Here is a 20,948-nt window from a genome sequence, read left to right as displayed (position 1 = left end):
GCGGTAGGTTCGGTGCATGAGACGCGCTGTCTGCCCAGGATCCTTTGACCCCATCCACAACGGCCATCTCGAGGTAATCGCCCGGGCGGCCGGCCTCTTTGACGAGGTCATCGTGGCTGTATCCACCAACTATGCGAAGAAGTACCGGTTCAGTCTTGGGGACCGGATCGACATGGCTCGGGAGACCCTTGCATCCTTGAAGGGGATTGTGGTTGAGCCCGTCGGTGAAGGGTTGTTGGCTGAGTATTGCCGCCAGCGTGGAGTGTCTGCGATTGTGAAGGGACTTCGGTCCTCGTCGGATTTTGACTATGAACTCCCCATGGCCACCATGAACCGCCAGCTCAGCGGAGTCGAAACAGTGTTCCTGCCCGCGGAAGCCCATTACCTGCACCTGTCCTCCACCCTCATCAAGGAAGTTGCGTCCCTGGGCGGCAGCGTTTCGGACTATGTGCCGCGCTCGGTGCAAAAAAGGCTGCTGGCTGGCGAGTCTTCGTCCGATCAGCCGCCGAGAGGGTAGGCTAGTCCGGTACTCGGCGGCCTTCGGTGGCCTGGTTTGAGTCCATACGGGTCTTCAGGCTAAGATGGTACGTCGGTCATATGTTCAACAGGAGTTCTCATTAAGCGAGATGCTAGTTCGCCCTTGGCGTTCGACGTCAAGGACCTCGGGCGCAGCCCGGGAAGCATGCGGACACTGAAGGAACATGTACCCGCACCAAGTGATCTTGGTGTGGCGCTCATTGGCGTTCAGGAAGGCTCGGATGTTGAGCTGGATCTGAGGCTTGAGGCCGTACACGAAGGAATTCTGGTATCAGGAACCGCAGTCGCTGCAGTAACGGGCGAATGCGGCCGATGCCTGGATCCCCTTGCGTATGACCTTGAGGTCAATGTGCAAGAACTTTTCTTCTACGAAGGCGTCCTGCTTTCGGATGAAGAAGACGATGAAGAGCAACGTCGAGTCGAGCACGATCTAATCGATCTTGAACCGGTGTTGCGGGACGCAGTTGTAACCATGCTGCCGTTCCAGCCGGTGTGCCGGGAAGACTGCCAGGGCCTTTGCTCCGAATGCGGAGCTCGCCTGGAAGACGAGCCGGGGCACCACCACGAGGTCTTGGATCCTCGCTGGGCTGCCCTAGCTGATATGGCTAAGCCTGACCGGCAAAATTGATTTGTACGTGTTTGTCTAGAGAGAAATGAGTTAGCCGTGGCTGTTCCCAAGCGGAAAATGTCTCGCTCGAATACCCGCGCCCGCCGCTCCCAGTGGAAGGCAACTGCCCCCCACCTGGTGAAGACCGTAGAGAACGGCCAGGTCACCTACAGCCTGCCGCACCAGGCAAAGGTCGTCACCGACTCGGCTGGCACTGCGCTGTTCCTTGAGTACAAGGGACGCAAGGTCGCAGACGTCTAATTGGCCATTCAGGCTGAGATGATGTCTTCAACTGAAGAGCTTCTGAAGCGTCTCGGTGTCTCCATTGACGCCGGGACGCTTCGTCTTGCTCTCACGCACCGTTCCTACGCCTACGAAAACGGCGGAATCCCTACCAACGAGCGGCTGGAATTCCTGGGTGACTCCATCCTGGGCTTCTCCGTCACGGATGCCCTGTACCGGGACAACCCGTCGCTGCCGGAAGGGGACCTGGCGAAACGACGCTCCGCCGTCGTCAGCACACGGGCCCTGGCCGGCATTGGCCGCAGCCTCGGCATTGGCGACTACATCTACCTGGGCCAGGGCGAGAAGCTCACGGAGGGCAAGAACAAGGCCTCCATCCTGGCGGACACCATGGAAGCACTGATCGGTGCCACTTACGTGTCCAACGACATCGAGACCGCGCGCCAACTGGTCATGCGCCTGATTGGTCCACTCCTTAAGGACGCGGCCGCCCTCGGCGCCGGAACGGACTGGAAGACCAGTATCCAGGAATTGGCAGCCAGCAGGCAGCTCGGCAGCATCCACTACGCGGTGGAAGGGGCCGGGCCGGATCACGCCCGCACCTTTACGGCCGTCCTGGAGATCGGCGGCAACGCCTATGGCAAGGGTTCCGGTCATTCCAAGAAGGAAGCCGAGCAGGAGGCCGCCGCCGATGCCTGGCGCGTGCTCTCCGGAGCTTCCCGCACGGAGGCTGCGGACGGCTCCGCGGGCTCCGCTGCCTCCGTCTAGGCTGACCTGTGCCGGAACTCCCGGAAGTGGAAGTAGTCCGCCGCGGACTGGTGAGTTGGGTCCGCGGCCGCAGCATCACCTCAGTTGACGTGCTGGACCCCCGATCCATCCGCCGCCATGCGCTGGGCACGGAGGACTTCGTCGGCAACCTGGAAGGCGCCACAGTGGCGGATGTAGTCCGCCGCGGCAAGTTCCTCTGGATGCCGTTGCTGGATGCAACGTTGACTGGCTCTGCGCAGGCCACGCCTGCCATCGCCCTGATGGCCCATCTGGGCATGAGCGGTCAGCTCCTGATGCAGGACACTTCTACACCCGATGAAAAGCACCTCAAAGTCAGGCTCCGGCTCAGTCCGCGCGACGGCATGCCGGAACAGCTCCGTTTTGTGGATCAGCGGATTTTTGGCGGGCTGTTCGTCACCGGCATGGTTCCTACGGACGACGGCGGCCCCGGGGGTCTCGCTGAATCCCCGGTTCCGCTCATCGCCGAGGAGGCATCCCACATTGCCCGCGACCCCCTTGACCCGGCGTTTTCTTTTGAGCTTTTCTTCACCAAGCTCCGCAAACGCAGGACCGGCCTGAAACGCGCCCTGCTGGACCAGGGACTGGTTTCGGGGATCGGCAACATCTACGCGGATGAGGCCCTGTGGCGGGCCAAACTGCACTACGCCCGTCCTACCGACAAGCTGCGGCGTGCCGACGCGGCCAGGCTCGTGGACTGCGCCCGTGAGGTCATGCTGGACGCGCTGGCTGCCGGCGGGACAAGCTTTGATTCGCTGTACGTGAATGTCAACGGCGCCTCAGGCTACTTTGACCGCTCACTGAATGCCTATGGGAGGGAAGGCCAGCCCTGTGGGCGGTGTGCCGCCGTCGGACTTAATTCGCCGATCCGACGCGAGCAGTTCATGAACCGGTCGTCCTACACTTGCCCGGTGTGCCAGCCGCGACCGCGGAACGGGCGCTGGTAGCTCGGGGCCCGCAAGCAGACGTCCCAGCCGGCCGCATCACGCCAGGACAACTGCCGCAAATCCGAGGAAACCCGCAGTGACGCAGTAGATTTGGGGACAGCAAAGCAGCCGCTTCAGCCACTCAGGAGACCAGAAACACCTTGCACCTCAAAAGCCTTACTGTCCGGGGGTTCAAGTCGTTCGCGTCCGCCACGACCTTCGATTTTGAACCCGGTGTCACGGCAGTGGTGGGACCGAACGGTTCCGGAAAGTCCAATGTTGTGGACGCCCTCTCCTGGGTAATGGGTGAACAGGGGGCCAAGACGCTGCGCGGCGGCAAAATGGAAGACGTCATATTCGCGGGAACCTCAGGGCGGCCTCCGCTGGGCCGGGCCCATGTCTCCCTGACCATTGACAACGCTGACGGGGCATTGCCGATTGAGTACAGCGAGGTCACCATCTCGCGGACGCTCTTCCGTACCGGGGGATCTGAGTACGCCATCAACGGTGCCAGCTGCCGCCTGCTCGATATCCAGGAACTGCTTTCCGACTCCGGTCTCGGCCGGGAAATGCACGTCATCGTGGGCCAGGGGCAGCTGGACAAGGTCCTCCACGCCACCCCTGAGGACCGCCGCGGCTTCATTGAGGAGGCCGCCGGAATCCTGAAACACCGCCGCCGCAAGGAAAAGACCGTCCGCAAGCTCGAGGCCATGCAAGCCAACCTCCAGCGCCTGACCGACCTCACCGGTGAAATCCGGCGGCAACTCACGCCGCTGGGCAAGCAGGCCGACGTCGCGCGCCGGGCCCAGCGCGTCCAGTTCGACGTCCGGGACGCGCGTGCTCGGCTCCTGGCAGACGACCTCGTCAGCCAGCAGGCAACCCTCGATCAGGACGTGGCGGATGAGGAAGCCCTGAAGGCACGCCGTGCCGTGGTGGAACAGGAGCTGGAGTCCGGGCGAAGGAAACAGGCCGCCATGGAACAGCTCGCCGCGGAAGCAACACCGCTGCTCAATGCTGCGCGCGATACCTGGTATCGGCTGTCCGCAGCGAGGGAGCGCCTCCGCTCCCTCGGTTCGTTGGCCCAGGAACGCGGTCGGTTGCTTGGCGCGGTAGACGCTGAACCGTACTCGGGAAGGGATCCCGAACAACTCGAACGGCAGGCTGCCCGAGTCCGGGACGAGCTGGCGGAACTCGATCGCCAGCTCCTGGACAGGCGCAGTTCCCTGGAAGCAGCGACGGCCGCCAAATCCGACGCGGAAAGCGCCGCGGCCGCCGAGGAGAAACGGCTGACGGCCGTCCTTCGCGCCGCCGCGGACCGGCGGGAGGGCCTGGCGCGGCTTGCCGGCCAGGTAGGCGCCGCACGGTCAAGGGTGGAGTCCGCCCAGGCTGAACTTGGCAGGCTTCGCGAGTCACTCGCCGCCGGGCAGGAGCGGCGTCGCAAGGCCCAGACCGAGTTCACCGCTTTGGAAACCCAGGTAGCAGGGGCCGAGGAAGGCGAGGAAAGCCTCGACGCCGACTACGAGGACGCCGCTGCCGAACTGGACGCGGTGAATGAGGAGATCGACGGCCTGGCCGCGGCCCAGGGGGAGGCTGTACGCGAACGCGACGCACTCGTAGCCCGGCGGGATGCCCTCCAGCTCGGACTTAACCGCAAGGACGGCACGGCGCGCGCACTGGACTCCGGGTTGGACGGCCTCGTCGGCACCCTGGCTGCGGACCTCACCATCAGCCCCGGCTACGAGACGGCGATAGCGGCGGCACTCGGCGACGCCTCCGAAGCGGTTGTGGTCCAAGACCCCGCCGTGGCTGCCGCCGTGGTGCAGTTCCTCCGGGATGACGACGGCGGGCGCGCCTCCCTGCTGCTCGCGTCAGTTCCTGCCCTGCCGGACGCAGGGGTTCCCGCCACCGGGACACTGCCGGAGGGTGCGCGCTGGGCCGTTGACCTCATATCCGCCGCGGAAGGCAGCCGCCCTGCCGTGATGGCGCTCCTCGCCCGCGTGGCGGTGGTTGAAGACCTCAATGGTGCTGGCCAACTGGTTGCTGAGCGGCCTGAGCTGACGGCGGTGACCCGGGCCGGGGACGTCTTCACCGCGCTGACTGTGACTGGCGGCTCGGCGAAGGCGCCGTCCCTGCTCGAGGTGCAGGCCGCCGTCGACGACGCCGAGACCAGGCTTAGTGTGGTCACTGCCGACCTGGAGCGGAACCGGTTCGCACTGGCGGGCGCCCAGGCCCGGCGCGCCGAAGCCCAGGTCCGGGCCGAGGCCGCCCTGGACCGGCTGCACGAATCAGACGCCCGGCTTGCGGCTGTCGCTGAACGGCTGGGCCACTTGAACTCCGTCCTGCGCAGCGCCGTGGGGGAGAGCGACAGGCTGGCAGCGTCGCTCGCCAAAGCCGAGGCCAACGTGGCCATTGAGGAACAAGCGCTCGCAGCCATCACTGAACGCCTGGCCGCCGCGCAGCAGGCACCGGCCGAAGAGGAACCCTCCACCGAACAACGCGATGCCTTGGCCGTGGCGGCGTCTCAGGCACGGTCCGCGGAAATGGAAGCCAGGCTGTCGCTCCGCAGCGCGGAAGAGCAGCTGATGGCCACCCGCAACCGGGCCGCGTCGCTCGAGCGGGCCGCGGCCACTGAACGCAGGGCGCGCGAGGAAGCCGCCGAACGGGCACGCCGCCGCCGTATTCAGGCCCGGCGTGCGGCCGCGGTGCAGTCGGGTGTGGAGCTTGCCCTGCGCTTTATCGACGTATCGGTGGAGCAGGCCCGGCAGGAACGCGACCTCGCCGAGGAGAACCGTGAGCAGCGCGACCGCGCCCTGCTGGAGATCAGGACCGCCAATGATGCCTTCACCAGTGAACTGGCGGAACTGACGGACTCGGTCCATCGCGACGAGCTGGCCCGGGCCCAGCAGCGGGCGCGGATCGAGGCCCTCGAAACCCGTTCCATCGAGGAACTCGGCATCACCCCGGACCTGCTGGTGGCGGACTTCGGCCCGGAAGTTCCTGTGCCCGTCCCGGCGGACGAAAACCAGGACAAATGGGCCGCCCTCAGGGCGCCGGTGGATGATAACGGCGCCCCGGTCCTTGAAGGCAAGCCCTACGTCCGGGAGGAGCAGGAGAAGCGGCTCCGGAAGGCCGAACGGGACCTGTCCGCCCTCGGCAAGGTCAACCCACTGGCTCTTGAGGAATTCGCGGCGCTGGAAGAACGGCACCAGTTCCTCAGCACCCAACTGGAGGACCTCAAATCCAGCCGCAAGGACCTGCTGGATATCATCAAGGAAGTGGACGACCGCGTCCAGCGTGTCTTCGCTGAGGCCTTCGAAGACACCCAGGCGCAGTTCATCCGCGTCTTCGCCAGGCTCTTTCCCGGCGGCGAGGGCCGTCTTGTCCTGACGGATCCCTCGGACATGCTCACCACCGGCATCGAGGTGGAAGCACGCCCGGCCGGCAAGAAGATTAAGCGGCTATCCCTGCTCTCGGGCGGAGAACGGTCCCTGACGGCTGTGGCCCTGCTGGTGGCGATCTTCAAGGCCCGCCCCTCGCCCTTCTACGTGATGGACGAGGTGGAGGCCGCCCTCGACGACACCAACCTGGGCCGGCTCATCACCATCTTCGAGGAACTCCGCGAGTCCAGCCAGCTGATCGTGATCACGCACCAAAAGCGGACCATGGAAGTGGCTGATGCCCTGTACGGCGTCACGATGCGGGGCGACGGCGTCTCCACCGTCATCAGCCAGCGCCTGGGCGCCGAGGTGTGACTGCCCCGATGTCCGGCCACACGTGTGTGACATCGGGGTCAAACGCGTGTGAGAAGCTAGGGGAGTGAATGACATCCTTCCCATTATTCTGTCCATTGTTGCTGCCCTGGCGGTTGTTGGCGGGCTGATCCCGGTCCTGTTGAAGACGCGGAAGAACATCACCCAGTACCCGGGGACGCGCGACGCCAACGATCCCGAGACGCTGAAGGGAACCGGCGGAACACTCGTTGAGGACGCACCTGCGGTCCCTGCCGACCGAAAGGCCCCCGCCGGCGTCGACCTTGACGGGCTGGAAACCACTGAGGTCCCCGACACTGTGGCGGGCCTTGAAACCATCCAGGTCGAGACCCCCCTTCCCGTCGCTGGCCGCCTGACCCGCCTGCGCGAACGCCTTGTCCGGTCGAACAACATCCTGGGGAAGGGCCTGCTGGCACTGCTCTCCAGCGATAAGATTGATGAGGATGTCTGGGACGAAGTTGAGGAAACCCTCCTTCTGGCAGACCTGGGAACCGAACCGACCATGCAGCTCGTGGATGCCCTGCGGGAACGCGTCAAGGTCCTTGGCACCCGGACCCCCGAGCAGGTCAAGGCGCTGCTCCGCGAAGAACTCATCAAACTGGTCGATCCCACTATGGACCGCAGCCTGAACACCACCAGGCACGCCGACAAGCCCGCCGTCGTAATGGTGGTTGGCGTCAACGGCGTGGGCAAAACCACCACCGTAGGCAAGCTCGCGCGCGTACTCGTCGCGGAAGACAAAGACGTGCTCTTGGGTGCAGCAGACACCTTCCGTGCGGCGGCCGCGGAGCAGCTGGCCACCTGGGGCCAGCGCGTGGGAGTTCCCACCGTGAAGTCCGACGTCGACGGTGCGGATCCGGCGTCTGTCGCCTATGAGGCGGTCAAGGCTGGCATCGACCAGGAAGTCGACGTCGTCATGATCGACACCGCCGGCCGCCTGCAAAACAAGGTCGGCCTGATGGACGAACTCGGCAAGGTCAAGCGCGTCATCGAAAAGCTCGCCGAGGTTGACGAAGTGCTGCTCGTCCTGGATGCCACCACCGGCCAGAACGGGCTCAACCAGGCCCGGGTCTTTTCCGAGGTGGTCAACATCACCGGCATCGTCCTGACCAAGCTGGACGGCACCGCCAAGGGCGGAATCGTGGTCGCGATCCAGAAATCGCTCGGTGTTCCAGTCAAGCTCATCGGTCTTGGCGAGGGCGCGGACGACCTCGCCCCCTTCGAGGCCGAGGGATTTGTCGACGCCCTGCTGAACTGACTCCTACTTCACTTGAGGGGTGAGATCCCGCCGCTTAGCCCGGGCTATTGCGGCGGGATCTCACCCCTCAAGTGCGTTTAAGCGGTTCGCGCGTCACTGACCAGCTGGCCGCGGCCACGACCAGGACAGCACCCGTGACGCCGAAAGCCCAGCCGTAGCCCAGCCGGTCGGCGAGCACTCCGGCCAGGATTGGACCCGCAATGGCGCCGATATCCGCCGTCATCTGGTAGATGGCCAGGACCTTTCCCCCGGAGCGGCCGTTTCCGATGACGTCGGCTACCGCGGCCTGCTGCGCGGGTCCCAGCAGCCCGGAACCGATGCCGGCCAGCGTGGAGGCCACCAGGAACCAGCCCAGTTCATGCGTCAAGCCAATGGCTGCAGTGGCCAGGCCGGTGACGAGCAGTCCTGTCACCATCATGGGCTTGCGCCCCAGGGAATCGGCCAGGCGGCCGGAGAAAGTCAGGGCCGCTGCGTTGCCCGCGGCAAATACCGCCAGCGCAAGCCCTGCAGCCTCTGGGCCTGCACCGAGGGCCGCGACGGCAAACAGCGGAACCGTTGCCATCCTGACGCCGAACGTCGCCCACCCGTTCGCAAAACTGGACACCAGCGAGGACCGGTAGACGCCGTCGCTGAGGGCGTCTGCCAGGCGCATGTCAGGATTCCGCGGCTGCCCCTGGCCGGCCTCCCTGCGCTCATGGCTGAGCTGTGTTTGGACGACGGCGGCCGCGACGACCAGGGCCGCGGCGTACGCGAGGAAGGGCACCCGCAGCCCGAAGCCTGCGAGCAGGCCTCCGACGATAGGGCCGCAGACGTTCCCCACCAGGAACGCCGAGGCGTAGGCGCCGGACACCCGGCCGCGGCTTTCCGGAGGTGCCAGGCGGATCACCAGTGCCATGGATGCCACGGTAAACATGACCGAACCGATACCGCCAAGCCCCCGGAAAAGCAGCAGTTGCCAGTAGCCCTGCGCAAAAGCGCACGCCGCAGTGGACCCTGCCACGATCAGCAGTCCCGCCACGTAGACCGGCCGTTCACCCCATCGGCCAATCAGGGCGCCTCCGGCCGGAGCGAAGACCAGGCGCATCAGGGCGAAGATTGCCACGATCACCGCAGCCTCGGTGTTTCCGACGCCGAAGGTTGTGGCGAATTGTGGCAACACAGGCGCAACAAGCCCGAATCCGAGGGCAATCAGGAACGCCGCGGCCAGCATCACCTTGATGTCGCGCGGCAGCTTGTCCTGCCCCGACCGCCGCAGGCCGGGAATCCGCGACGTGGCGCCGCTCACAGGGGGTCTGGACGTCATGGGGCCGGGGTCCTTGCGCTTTCGTATGAGGGTTGCTTGCAAGAGTGATGAAACATAACCGTAACAAGCCAGATATGCACCATTTACTTCCTAGAGGTTGTTGTAACAAACGCGCAATCTAAATCCTCCGTGGGCGAAACACAGCGAGACCAGACTCTTCATAGGACGCAAAAGGCGTTGGCAGGCGGAGAAATCCGCAGTATCGATCTGAGAGAGGACGTGCACCATGGAACTTACCGCAGGTCACGTATGGCTCATGGTGGCGGCAGCGCTCGTGCTGTTTATGACACCGGGCCTGGCATTTTTCTACGGCGGCATGACGCGCGCCAAGGCCGCACTGAACATGATGATGATGAGCTTCATCTCCATCGGCATCGTCAGTGTTGTCTGGGTACTCTGGGGTTACTCCATGACTGGCGGTGAGGGCTTCCTGCAGATTGTCGGAAACCCCTTCGCCAGCTTCGGCCTTGAAGGCGTCAACACGGCGGAAGCGCCCGAAGGCCTCATCCTGGTCGGCTACGGAGCAACCTTCGCCATTATTACCGTGGCCCTGATCAGCGGAGCCATCGCGGACCGCGCCAAGTTCGGTGCCTGGTCAGTCTTCGTCCCCGTTTGGGTCACCCTCGTCTACTGCCCGCTTGCCTATATGGTCTGGGGCGGCGGCCTCTTCGGTGAGGAAGGCGCGATCGGCCAGGCGCTCGGCCCGGCCATCGACTTTGCCGGCGGCACCGTGGTTCACATCAACGCCGGTGTGGCCGCGCTGATCCTCGTCCTGATCATCGGCAACCGCCGGGGATTCGGCAAGGACCCGAACCACCGCCCGCACAACATTCCGTTCGTGATGCTCGGGGCTGCCATTCTGTGGTTCGGCTGGTTCGGCTTCAACGGAGGCCTGGCCGCCAGCGCTGAGCAGGGCGGTCTGATCTGGGTCAACACCCTCGCAGCACCTGCCGCGGCCATGATCGGCTGGCTCATCACTGAACGCATCCGCGACGGCCACCCGACGTCCCTCGGTGCTGCTTCGGGCGTCGTTGCCGGCCTGGTTGCGATCACCCCGGCCTGCGCCAACGTCAGCCCTGTCGGGGCCCTCGGCCTCGGCGTCGTGGCCGGCGTCGCATCCGCCCTTGCAGTTGGACTCAAGTTCCGCTGGGGCTTCGATGACTCCCTGGATGTTGTGGGTGTCCACCTCGTTTCGGGCATCATCGGCACCGTCGCACTGGGCTTCATCGCCCTCCCCACCGATGGTGTGGGCGGCGGCCTCTTCTACGGCGGCGGCATGACCCAGATGTGGGCACAGTTGGCAGCAGCCGGCATCGCCATCGCCTACTCCGCAATCCTTACCGCGATCATCGCGTTTGCCATCCACAAGACGATGGGCTTCAGGGTCTCGGATGAGCAGGAAGTCGTTGGTGTTGACCTCAGCCTGCATGCTGAGACCGCTTACGAGTTCGGTGTGGGCGGCCACGGAGGCAGCTTCCAGCCCCTTCATGAACTGATCACCGGCAAGGGTGCACCGGAACAGGGCGCAAGCGCCGATTCCAAGAAGACTGAATCAGCAACAGGCAAGGAAAGCGTGGGGGCATGAAACTGATCACAGCAATCGTCAGGCCGGAGAAGCTCGAGGCCATCCGGGAAGGCCTGGAAGCCTATGGCGTCCAGGGACTGACGGTCAGCGCGGCAAGCGGGTACGGCCGGCAACGCGGCTACACGGAGGTGTACCGGGGAGCTGAATACAACGTGGACCTCCTGCCGAAGATCAGGGTCGAGGTGCTGGCCACGGATGAGCAGGCCGACGACATCCTGGACGTCATCATCGCAAGTTCCAATACGGGACGCGCAGGGGACGGCAAGGTCTGGACCATGGATGTATTCGAAGCGGTCCGGGTCCGCACCGGCGAACGCGGCGTCGCCGCCATCTAGCCCCGTCGGGCAGTCAGCAGCACCACCAAGAAGCACGGAGCGGGCAGGAACCTGGAAAGGTTACCTGCCCGCTCTGGCGTTTGCCCTCTTACTTCCCCTGCACCGGCCCGGACCAGCCGGCGGGACCCGAGGACCCGGCGTCGTACTCCTCCACTGGCGCCGTGCCGCGCGACCAGGCTTTGAGGACCGGCTCAACAATCCGCCAGCAGTCCTCGGCGGTGTCGCCGCGGACGGACAGCAGAGGGTCCCCGTTGAGCACTCCCTCCAGCACTTCGCCGTAGGGAAGCAGTTCGGAGGCGTTCAGCCCGGCGTGGAGGGTGGCACGGTCCAGGCTGAAAATGTCTCCGGGGCCGTTCACATCAACGTCCAGGTCCAGGGTGTCCGGTCCAAATCCGATCCGCAGCTGGTTGGGCGCGTCCAAGCCCGTGAAGCCGGCGGGAAGATGGGGTACAGGGCGGAACGTGACCACAGCTTCCTTGCGCTTCACGCCTAGCGCCTTGCCTGAGCGAAGGATGAAGGGGACGCCCTGCCAGCGCCAGTTGTCGATCTCCACGGTGACTTCCGCCAGCGTCTCTGTTTGCCGGCCAGGGTCAACCCCTGTTTCCTTGGCATAGTCCGGGACCTGCTTCCCGGAAAGCAGCCCGGCGGAATATCTCGCCCGCCTAGTGGACTGTGCGTACGGTGCCTTGATGCTGCTGGCACGTAGCACCATGGAGATGGCGTCACGAAGGTCTCGTTCGCCGATCGTGGCCGGGGGTTCGAGGGCCATCACCGCCATGATGTGCAGGAGGTGGCTCTGGATCATGTCGCGCAGGGCGCCGGCAGTGTCGTAATAGCGCGCCCGCCCTTCCAGTGCGAGATCCTCGTCAAAGATAATCTCCACCTTCTCCACGTGATCGCGGTTCCAGACTGGTTCCAGGAACGTGTTGGCAAAGCGCAGACCCAGAATGTTGAGCACTGTCGCCTTGCCCAGGAAATGGTCCACGCGGTGGATGTGGTCTTCCGGAACCAGTGCTGTGAGCGTCCGGTTCAGGGACCGGGCTGATTCCTCGCTGGAGCCGAACGGCTTCTCCATGACCAGACGCGTACCGGCGGGTACCTGGCCCGGCCTGAGGGTTTCGCAGGCCCGCTGGCTGACCTGCGGCGGAAGGGCGAAATATACGGCCGCCGGTGCGTCCAGCGACGCCAGCAAGGACGCGAGCGGCCCGTCCGCTGTGACATCCAGCTGATGGTAAGCCGTTCCGGCCTCCATGGCCGACAAAGCCTCGCGCCCTGCGGCGTCGGCGGACTCAGAGGCGGCGGCAAAGGCATCATGGACCCGCGCCTGCCACTGCTCCGCGGTCCACGCATCGGAGCCGGCCCCGACGAGTTTGAGCCCTTCGGCGCGGCCCTTCGCCACGAGCCGGGCGAGTCCGGGCAGCAGCAGGCGGCCCGTGAGATCGCCGGAAGCGCCAAGAATGAGCAGGGTTTTTACAGTCGTTTGGCTCGTCACCTTGCCAGCATGCCATCTTGAAGGTCTGTCTTGGTACCCTAGATAGTCGAGTCCCGTCGCCGAAGCAGTTGGAAACAACAGCCGAGGCGCTGGTGTGCCGAAGGGCCGCCATCCGTCCATCCACTGAAAGAAGTGCACGGCGCGTGTTCAATTCACTCTCTGACCGGTTGACAGCAACCTTCAAGAATCTTCGTGGCAAGGGCCGCCTCACCGAGGCTGATGTCGACGCCACCGTCCGGGAGATCCGCCGTGCCCTGCTGGATGCAGACGTTGCCGTTCCGGTGGTCCGCGAATTCACCGCCCGCGTCCGCGAGCGGGCCCTTGGCGAAGAGGTCTCCGGCGCGCTGAATCCCAGCCAGCAGATCGTCAAGATCGTCAACGAGGAACTGGTTGAGATCCTCGGCGGCGAGACCCGCCGGATCCGCCTGGCCAAGACCGGCCCCACCATCATCATGCTCGCCGGCCTCCAGGGCGCGGGTAAGACCACCCTCGCCGGCAAGCTGTCCAAATGGCTCAAGGCACAGGGCCATAGCCCCATCCTGGTGGCCTGCGACCTCCAGCGGCCCAATGCCGTCACCCAGCTCCAGGTGGTGGGCAAGCGCGCCGGCGTCCCGGTTTACGCACCCCACCCCGGGGCCACCCATGAGCTGGAGCACCCCGCGGGCGATCCCGTAGCAGTGGCCCGCGCCGGTGTCGAAGAAGCCCGCCAGAAGCTTCACGACGTGGTAATCGTGGACACCGCCGGCCGCCTCGGCGTCGACGCCGACATGATGGAACAGGCACGGCAGATCCGGCGGGCCATCGTTCCCAACGAAGTGCTGTTCGTGATCGACTCCATGATCGGCCAGGACGCCGTGAACACGGCGATGGCCTTTGACGAGGGCGTTAATTTCACCGGTATCGTGCTGTCAAAGCTCGACGGCGACGCCCGCGGTGGTGCCGCGCTCTCTGTTGCGTCGGTAACCGGCAAGCCCGTCATGTTCGCCTCCACCGGCGAAGGCCTGGACGACTTCGAGCTCTTCCATCCGGACCGGATGGCCTCCCGCATCCTGGATATGGGCGATGTCCTGACCCTCATCGAGCAGGCGGAAAAGAACTGGGACAAGGACGAAGCAGCCCGGATGGCGAAGAAGTTCGCCGACCAGGAGGACTTCACCCTGGACGACTTCCTGGCCCAGATGCAGCAGATCCGCAACATGGGCTCCATGAAGAAAATGCTCATGATGATGCCGGGTGCGCAGAACATCCGCCAGCAGCTCGAGCAGTTCGACGAGCGGGAAATCGACCGCGTCGAGGCAATCGTCCGGTCCATGACCCCGCACGAGCGCGTTGCCCCCAAAATCATCAATGGCTCCCGCCGGGCCCGCATTGCCCGCGGTTCGGGCGTCCACGTCTCCGAAGTCAATGGGCTGCTCGAACGTTTTGCCCAGGCCCAGAAGATGATGAAGAAGATGGCCCAGGGCGGCGGCATGCCGGGAATGCCAGGCATGCCGGGAATGGGCGGCCCAGGCGGCGGCGCACGCAAGGGGGCCAAGAATGCCCCGAAGAAGAAGGCCCGCTCCGGTAACCCGGCCAAGGCAGCCCAGGAGCTCAAGGACGCGGAGGCGCGGCGCGCCGGAGCGGCCAAGGCGCTCCCCACGGGTGCAGCGTTTGGCCAGCAGTCCGGTGACTTCGATCCTTCGCAGCTGAACCTGCCCAAGGGCTTCGACAAGTTCCTCGGCAAGTAATCGCATCGCCCAACTGGGTAGCAGCAGATGTCGTTATGAGCGCTCAAAACGACACCTGCTGCTACCCAGTTGGGATGTCGGAGCCGTGGAATAGGGTTGGGTCATGTTCAAGCAGCGGGTAGTGTTCGTGCACGGCGCCGGAAGCTTCGGCTCAGCGGCCTGGCCCCGGCAGCACGGCATGGCACTGACCTACGACGCCCTGTTTCTCCGGCGCCACGGCTTTGACTCTGTTGCTGAACCGGTCGAGTCCTCCTTTGCGGAGGACACCGCCATCGTTTTGAGATCCCTCGCCGACGACGGCAGGGGTGCCGCCGGTGGCCACGTTGTGGCGCATTCCCAAGGGGCGATCTCCGCCATGATGGCCGCCGTCGAGCGCCCCGACCTGGTGTATTCGCTGACGCTCGTGGAGCCGGCCTGCCTGTCGTTGACCGCGGAACTGCCAGCGACGGCGGCGCACCGGGAGCTCATGAAGCCCCTCTTTGATGTCCGCCACCAGCTGAGTGACGAGGATTTCCAACGGGAGTTCGTCCGCCGCGTCTATGCTGCAGATCTCCAGGAGCCCGCCACCCAGGAGGAACGACGCTCCGCCCGGCGGCTCCGGCTGCAGGCCCCGGCCTGGGAGGCGCCGCTGCATATCGTCCCGGGCGTGCCAACGCTGGTGCTGACCGGCGGCTGGGAGCCGCTTTATGAAGAGATCGCCGGATACCTCCGCGAAACCGGTGCCCTGCACCGCATTGCTGCGGGCGGGCACCGGCCCCAGGATTCGGCGGAAGGCGATCACGCCATCCGGGCGTTCGTGGGCGACGTCAGCCGCGGCCGGTCAGCCCGGGCCTCCTGACGCGTTAGCGCGAAGGCACCTCCAGGTCAGGCAGGTAAACCTTCCCGCCTGCCGCGAGGAACTCCTCGCTCTTTTCTCGCATCCCGGCCGCCATCTCCGCCAGGGCTGCCTGGGATTCAGCCGAGCCATACTCATCCCGGATGTCCTGGCTGATCCTCATGGAGCAGAACTTGGGGCCGCACATGGAACAGAAGTGGGCGGTTTTGGCCGGCTCGGCGGGCAGCGTCTCGTCATGGAAGGCTTCCGCAGTGACCGGGTCCAGGGACAGTGCGAACTGGTCCCGCCAGCGGAACTCGAACCGCGCCTTTGACAGGGCGTCGTCCCGCTCGTGGGCGCCGGGGTGGCCCTTGGCCAGGTCGGCGGCGTGGGCCGCGATCTTGTATGTGATCACACCCGTCTTCACATCGTCCTTGTTGGGCAGGCCGAGGTGCTCCTTAGGCGTGACGTAGCAGAGCATGGCGGTGCCGTAGCGGGCGATCTCGGTGGCCCCGATGGCGGAGGTGATGTGGTCGTAGCCGGGTGCTATGTCCGTGACCAGCGGTCCGAGGGTGTAGAACGGGGCCCCCTTGCAGAGCTCCTGCTGGCGTTCCACATTCTCCCGGACAAGGTGGAACGGTACGTGGCCGGGTCCTTCCACCATCACCTGCACGTCGAATTCCCAGGCGCGCTGCGTCAGTTCAGCCAGCGTATCCAGCTCGGCAAACTGGGCGGCATCGTTGGCGTCCGCCGTCGCTCCCGGGCGCAGCCCGTCGCCGAGGGAGAAAGCGACGTCGTATTTGGCGAAGATTTCGCACAGCTCGTCGAAGTGGGTGTACAGGAAGTTCTCCTGGTGATGCGCGAGGCACCAGCCGGCCATGATGGAACCGCCACGGGAAACGATGCCGGTGACACGGTTGGCCGTCAGCGGCACGTAGCGCAGCAGCACTCCGGCGTGGATGGTCATGTAGTCCACGCCCTGCTCGCACTGCTCAATCACGGTGTCGCGGAAGATCTCCCACGTCAGTTTGTTGGCCTCGCCATTGACCTTCTCCAGCGCCTGGTAGATGGGCACCGTGCCGATGGGGACGGGGGAGTTGCGGATGATCCACTCACGCGTGGTGTGGATGTCATCGCCGGTGGACAGGTCCATCACCGTGTCGGCTCCCCACTGGGTTGCCCACTGCAGTTTGTCCACTTCCTCGGCGATGGAACTTGTCACAGCCGAGTTGCCGATATTGGCGTTGATCTTGACCAGGAAGGCCTTGCCGATGATCATCGGCTCGGATTCCGGGTGGTTGATGTTGTTGGGGATGATGGCGCGGCCTGCCGCCACTTCGCTGCGGACCAGTTCCACGTCACAGTTTTCGCGGAGGGCAACGAACTGCATCTCCGGGGTGATGACACCCTGCTTTGCGTAGTGCATCTGGGTGACTGTCCGGCCGTCGACGGCGCGGCGGGGCACCGGCTGTGCTCCCTTCCACTCTGCGGAGGCTGCGCCGCGGCGGACTGCCGACTTGCCGTCGTCGAGCAGGTTCCGTTCCCGGCCGCTGTAGGGCTCGGTGTCGCCACGGGCCGCGATCCATTCCGAGCGGAACGGGTCCAGGCCCACCACCGGATCACTCCCAGGGCCGGCGGTGCGGTAGGTCCGGAAAGGGCCGTTCGCCTCGCCGTTGGGCGATGGTTCCAGCGCAATTTCCGTTACCGGAACCCGGATTCCGGTGGCCTCGTCACTGATGAACGCCAACGAATGGGATTTCAGCGACTGGGTCTCAATGCCGGCTTTCCCCTTGGCCGTCTCATTTTGGGCAGCAATCAGCCGTGTTTCTGGTGTACTCAATGAATACTCACTTCCTTCGCCGGCATTACCCGGACAGGTTCAACGGTCGCAGGCTGCGTCAGCCTGATCTCAGCCCCTGCAAGGGCTCCCGTGTGGTCTAGATGAAGCTACCACAGGTGCGGGAGGGCACTCCTGACCGTGACGTGGGCGGGCTCTTCCGCGGATTAGGCTGTTGCCATGGCCGGAATCATCGAATTCAGCGGAACAGTGCTCACCGGACCGAATGAGGAACGGCGGGGCCTCTGGTCCGTCGACGGCCGTCTCACGTTCCACAGGCCCCCCACGTCCCCCGATGCTGTGCTGGGGGGCTGGGTCCTTCCCGGGTTCGTTGATGCCCACTGCCACGTTGGCCTGGGACCCGGCGGCGTCGTCCCGGATGCGATGGCTGAAGAACAGGCCCGCACCGACCGCGACGCAGGCACGCTCCTGGTCCGTGATGCAGGGGCGGCAAGCGACACGCGTTGGCTGCAGCAGCGTCACGACATGCCCAGGCTTATCCGCGCCGGGCGGCATATTGCCCGGTCACGGCGCTACCTGCGGGATTTCGCCGTCGAGGTGGAGCCGGACGGCCTGGTGGAGGCCGTGCGGAAGCAGGCGAGGGCCGGCGACGGCTGGGTCAAGCTCGTGGGGGACTGGATTGACCGCGACGCCGGAGACCTCGCACCGTCGTTTCCCGACGCCGTCGTCCGCGATGCCGTGCAAGCGGCCCACGACGAGGGCGCACGGGTGACCGCGCACTGCTTCGCCGAAGACACCCTTGACCAGATGCTCGACGCCGGCATCGACTGCATCGAGCACGCCACCGGATTGCTGCCCCGGCACGTTTCCCGGCTCGCCGCCCAGGGTGTCCCCATCGTCCCGACGCTGATCAACATCGACACCTTCCCGGACATCGCCCGCCAGGCCGAAGCGAAATTCCCGCGGTACGCCGAGCACATGCACGCGCTGTGGGAACGCAGGTACGAGCGCGTGTACGAAGCCTTCGAAGCGGGTGTGCGAATCTATGCCGGGACAGATGCGGGCAGCGTCATCCGGCACGGACGGATCGCCGACGAAATCCTGGCACTGCACCGGGCAGGCCTCCCTCCTGCGGCGGCCCTGGATGCTGCTTGCTGGGGTGCGCGGACGTGGCTCGGCGCTGAGGGGATCTCCGAGGGTGCCAGCGCCGATGTGGTGTTGTGCGGGGAAGACCCCCGGCGCGTCCCCTCCACTGTCGCCACGCTCCGGCACGTCGTGTTGCGGGGCGAGGTGATCCGCTGACCGTTGAAGATCACGCTCGTACAGTTGGGAATAAATTGAAGCTTCAAGTAATTTAGAAGAGTAGAGGCCTCCGAGATCCGGCGGCCGTTGGACCGGGAGTTTTCGATGACTGCAGAATCCACCAGCCAGGACCTTCTACCTGCCGAGCTCACCATGGGCACGGTGATGCTGAAGGTCGGCGACATGAAGCTCATGACTGACTACTACCAGCGCGCACTGGGCCTGGACGTGGTGGCCGAACAGGACGGTGGCCTCTACATGGGCCGGCTCGGAAAGCCGCTAGTGCATCTGGCCGCCGCCCCCGGGCTGACTCTTCCCGGCAGGGGCGAGGCCGGGCTGTTCCACACGGCGCTGCTCTTTGAGGACCAGGCGGCACTGGCGGCCACAGTCGCTACGGCGGCCCAATATGAGCCCCGCTCGTTCACGGGCAGTGCGGACCACTTGGTCAGTGAAGCCTTCTATTTCAACGACCCGGAGGGCAACGGCATCGAACTCTACTGGGACCGGCCGCGCAAAAACTGGTCCTGGAATGGAACGGACGTGGTCATGGACAGCCTGGCACTGCCTCCGCAGCGCTACCTGCAGGAGCATCTGACCCAGGAATCCGTTGACGGCCAGCAGCGGACGGCCGCCGGGGTGGGCCACGTCCACCTCCAGGTGGGCGACGTCCACACCGCCCACGATTTCTATGTCGGCACGTTGGGGTTCGAGAAGACGGCGGGCTGGCATGGCCAGGCGCTTTTTGTGTCAGCCGGGCGCTACCACCACCACATGGCCATGAACGTCTGGAACAGCCGCGGCGCCGGTCCCCGGAAAGATACCCTCGGCCTGGGGGAGGTGCTCATTGAGGTGCCGGCCGGAGACGACGTCGGCGCACTTGCCGATCGGCTGAAGGTCGCCGGGGTTCCCAGCCACCATACGGGGGCCGAGTTGCGCTTCGAGGACCCTTGGCGAAACAGCATCCGGGTCGCTGTGCGCTAAGCCGGGTGCGGCGGCCCAGAGAAGCAAGGAGCCGTGTACTAGGCTGATTCCGAACGGCCGGGGCAGCTCTGCAGCTGCCTGCCAGAGCCGCACCGTCGACGGAATGAGGGCGATTCCCATGGGCTTCACCGAAATCTTTGTTTCAACCCACGACGCCGCGCTGAAGCGTGCCGGGATACTGGACGACGGCGGTTCCCCCGCCACACCCGGCCTTCGGATTCCCGGGATCAGTGACTTCGAAATTGAACAGCTCGGGGACCTCGCCGGCGCGGCCGTGCATGCCGGTGGTGCGGACTATGAACTGGCCATGGTGGATGTGGCCAGCGATTCACTGCTGGGTGTTCCGCCCGCCATGGTCCGGGCGCTCGCTGAGCTGCTCAGCTATGAGACCGAGGGGGAGGGCAATGTCCTCGACGACGTCGCCGAAAAATGGGCGGCCCAGGACGACATGCCATTCGGTGCGGCCGAAGCCAGGAAATACGTGCAGCAGCTGGCAGAGCTGGCCAGTGGAATCGAGGATGCCGACCGCACCGGGCTGTACGTCTGGTCATCCTGAGCAACGTGGGAGCATCGCAGGTGTCCGGCGGATCGGTCCCAAGTCGAAATCCGGGCGCTGATCTGGCACAATAAACAGGTACTCGATCTGCGTGGCCCCTCTCTCCGCGTCTGGATCCTGTCCTTCGAACCCTCAAGTATGGCCCGCCCCACGGGTGCAGAACGCCGGGTTCACCCCTTTTCTGAAACAGGAGTGACCACAAAAGTGGCCGTAAAGATTCGCCTTAAGCGCTTTGGCAAGATGCGCGCACCGTACTACCGCATCGTCGTTGCGGACTCACGCACCAAGCGTGATGGCCGTGCAATCGAAGAAATCGGCAAGTACCACCCCACCGAAGAGCCCTCATACATCGAGGTTGACTCCGAGCGTGCCCAGTACTGGCTGTCCGTCGGCGCCCAGCCGTCCGAGCAGGTTGCCGCGATCCTCAAGATCACCGGTGACTGGCAGAAGTTCAAGGGCCTCCCGGGCCAGGAAGGCACCCTGAAGACCAAAGCTCCGAAGGCTGCCTTCGTTGCTCCGGAGAAGGGTTCCGTGATCATCCCGGAAGCGATCACCAAGAAGTCCAAGCAGTCCGACGCCCCGGCCGAAGCCGAAGCCGAGACCACCGAGGCTGAGTAGATTGCTGGCTGAAGCGCTCGAACACCTGGTCCGCGGAATCGTTGATTCCCCGGAAGACGTCAAGGTCACCTCGAAGAACAACCGCCGCGGGGACACCCTCGAAGTGCGCGTTCACCAGGACGATCTCGGACGGGTGATCGGCCGCCAGGGCCGCACGGCACGCGCACTGCGCACCGTTGTGGCGGCACTGGCTGACGGCGAGCCGGTAAGGGTCGACGTCGTCGACACCGACCGCCGCCGCTAAAGCGCTCGGCAACATCAGTTTTGCTCCGGCCCTTCCACCAACGGTGGAGGGGCCGGAGTGCTTTCA

The 20,948-nt window shown here is 65.0% G+C and carries 19 protein-coding genes and 1 riboswitch; of the genes, 16 read left to right on the top strand and 3 right to left on the bottom strand.

Annotated elements, in window-relative coordinates:
- The first annotated feature begins 16 nt into the window (after positions 1-16).
- The 7 genes from coaD to ftsY all read left to right on the top strand — a co-directional run bounded on the left by coaD (position 17) and on the right by ftsY (position 8,127).
- Positions 17-517 carry a pantetheine-phosphate adenylyltransferase gene (coaD, locus tag V9L18_RS20075; protein WP_337348912.1) on the top strand — a complete coding sequence of 167 codons (501 nt, stop codon included), beginning with the start codon at positions 17-19 and terminating at the stop codon, positions 515-517.
- Between the two features lie 123 nt (positions 518-640).
- A complete protein-coding gene (locus tag V9L18_RS20070) occupies positions 641-1,165 on the top strand; it encodes a YceD family protein (protein ID WP_337348911.1) in 525 nt (174 codons plus the stop codon).
- A 36-nt stretch (positions 1,166-1,201) separates the two neighbouring features.
- Positions 1,202-1,405: a 50S ribosomal protein L32 gene (gene rpmF / locus V9L18_RS20065; RefSeq protein WP_009356569.1), complete on the top strand. Its 204-nt coding sequence runs from the start codon at positions 1,202-1,204 to the stop codon at positions 1,403-1,405.
- A 21-nt stretch (positions 1,406-1,426) separates the two neighbouring features.
- Positions 1,427-2,155, top strand: coding sequence for a ribonuclease III (gene rnc / locus V9L18_RS20060; RefSeq protein WP_337348910.1), 729 nt, complete (start codon positions 1,427-1,429; stop codon positions 2,153-2,155).
- Positions 2,156-2,163: 8 nt separating this feature from the next.
- Positions 2,164-3,120, top strand: coding sequence for a bifunctional DNA-formamidopyrimidine glycosylase/DNA-(apurinic or apyrimidinic site) lyase (gene mutM / locus V9L18_RS20055; protein ID WP_337348909.1), 957 nt, complete (start codon positions 2,164-2,166; stop codon positions 3,118-3,120).
- Positions 3,121-3,260: 140 nt separating this feature from the next.
- Positions 3,261-6,851 carry a chromosome segregation protein SMC gene (smc, locus tag V9L18_RS20050; RefSeq protein WP_337348908.1) on the top strand — a complete coding sequence of 1,197 codons (3,591 nt, stop codon included), beginning with the start codon at positions 3,261-3,263 and terminating at the stop codon, positions 6,849-6,851.
- A 64-nt stretch (positions 6,852-6,915) separates the two neighbouring features.
- The gene (gene ftsY / locus V9L18_RS20045; RefSeq protein ID WP_337348907.1) at positions 6,916-8,127 is read left to right on the top strand and encodes a signal recognition particle-docking protein FtsY; all 1,212 of its coding nucleotides are present in this window, start codon (positions 6,916-6,918) and stop codon (positions 8,125-8,127) included.
- A gap of 67 nt (positions 8,128-8,194) precedes the next feature.
- On the opposite strand, the gene V9L18_RS20040 is transcribed toward ftsY, so the two are convergent.
- Positions 8,195-9,430 carry an MFS transporter gene (locus V9L18_RS20040; RefSeq protein WP_443197981.1) on the bottom strand — a complete coding sequence of 412 codons (1,236 nt, stop codon included), beginning with the start codon at positions 9,428-9,430 and terminating at the stop codon, positions 8,195-8,197.
- 226 nt (positions 9,431-9,656) lie between these two features.
- On the opposite strand from V9L18_RS20040, the gene V9L18_RS20035 reads away from it, so the two are divergent.
- Together V9L18_RS20035 and V9L18_RS20030 are read left to right on the top strand one after the other, a co-directional pair.
- The gene (locus V9L18_RS20035; RefSeq protein WP_337348906.1) at positions 9,657-11,015 is read left to right on the top strand and encodes an ammonium transporter; all 1,359 of its coding nucleotides are present in this window, start codon (positions 9,657-9,659) and stop codon (positions 11,013-11,015) included.
- Complete coding sequence (locus tag V9L18_RS20030) at positions 11,012-11,350, top strand: P-II family nitrogen regulator (RefSeq protein ID WP_015937412.1); 339 nt, start codon at positions 11,012-11,014, stop codon at positions 11,348-11,350. The genes V9L18_RS20035 and V9L18_RS20030 overlap by 4 nt, the downstream gene beginning before the upstream one ends.
- Before the next feature lie 88 nt (positions 11,351-11,438).
- On the opposite strand, the gene V9L18_RS20025 is transcribed toward V9L18_RS20030, so the two are convergent.
- On the bottom strand, positions 11,439-12,842 hold the full coding sequence (locus tag V9L18_RS20025; RefSeq protein WP_337348905.1) for a glucose-6-phosphate dehydrogenase: 1,404 nt from the start codon (positions 12,840-12,842) through the stop codon (positions 11,439-11,441).
- A gap of 143 nt (positions 12,843-12,985) precedes the next feature.
- Between V9L18_RS20025 and ffh the strand changes: the two genes are divergently transcribed.
- The gene (gene ffh / locus V9L18_RS20020) at positions 12,986-14,569 is read left to right on the top strand and encodes a signal recognition particle protein (RefSeq protein WP_337348904.1); all 1,584 of its coding nucleotides are present in this window, start codon (positions 12,986-12,988) and stop codon (positions 14,567-14,569) included.
- A 103-nt stretch (positions 14,570-14,672) separates the two neighbouring features.
- The gene (locus V9L18_RS20015) at positions 14,673-15,407 is read left to right on the top strand and encodes an alpha/beta hydrolase (RefSeq protein WP_337348903.1); all 735 of its coding nucleotides are present in this window, start codon (positions 14,673-14,675) and stop codon (positions 15,405-15,407) included.
- 4 nt (positions 15,408-15,411) lie between these two features.
- Here V9L18_RS20015 and thiC read toward each other — a convergent pair whose 3' ends face one another.
- Positions 15,412-17,160 (bottom strand): phosphomethylpyrimidine synthase ThiC, encoded by a 1,749-nt coding sequence (gene thiC / locus V9L18_RS20010; protein ID WP_443197982.1) that lies wholly within the window; start codon positions 17,158-17,160, stop codon positions 15,412-15,414.
- A 57-nt stretch (positions 17,161-17,217) separates the two neighbouring features.
- Positions 17,218-17,325, bottom strand: a riboswitch (TPP riboswitch).
- Between the two features lie 75 nt (positions 17,326-17,400).
- On the opposite strand from thiC, the gene V9L18_RS20005 reads away from it, so the two are divergent.
- From V9L18_RS20005 to V9L18_RS19985, 5 genes are all read left to right on the top strand, one after another.
- Positions 17,401-18,483 carry an amidohydrolase family protein gene (locus tag V9L18_RS20005; RefSeq protein ID WP_337348902.1) on the top strand — a complete coding sequence of 361 codons (1,083 nt, stop codon included), beginning with the start codon at positions 17,401-17,403 and terminating at the stop codon, positions 18,481-18,483.
- 105 nt (positions 18,484-18,588) lie between these two features.
- Positions 18,589-19,464, top strand: coding sequence for a VOC family protein (locus V9L18_RS20000; RefSeq protein WP_337348901.1), 876 nt, complete (start codon positions 18,589-18,591; stop codon positions 19,462-19,464).
- A gap of 118 nt (positions 19,465-19,582) precedes the next feature.
- Entirely contained in the window at positions 19,583-20,020 is a 438-nt protein-coding gene (locus tag V9L18_RS19995; protein ID WP_337348934.1) for a hypothetical protein, read from the top strand.
- 204 nt (positions 20,021-20,224) lie between these two features.
- The gene (rpsP, locus tag V9L18_RS19990; RefSeq protein ID WP_337348900.1) at positions 20,225-20,638 is read left to right on the top strand and encodes a 30S ribosomal protein S16; all 414 of its coding nucleotides are present in this window, start codon (positions 20,225-20,227) and stop codon (positions 20,636-20,638) included.
- Between the two features lies 1 nt (position 20,639).
- Positions 20,640-20,882: an RNA-binding protein gene (locus tag V9L18_RS19985; RefSeq protein ID WP_066292169.1), complete on the top strand. Its 243-nt coding sequence runs from the start codon at positions 20,640-20,642 to the stop codon at positions 20,880-20,882.
- Positions 20,883-20,948: the final 66 nt, after the last annotated feature.

Source organism: Pseudarthrobacter sp. CCNWLW217, assembly GCF_037203985.1.
GTDB lineage: Bacteria > Actinomycetota > Actinomycetes > Actinomycetales > Micrococcaceae > Arthrobacter.
This window is presented reverse-complemented; position numbering and strand designations above follow the sequence as displayed.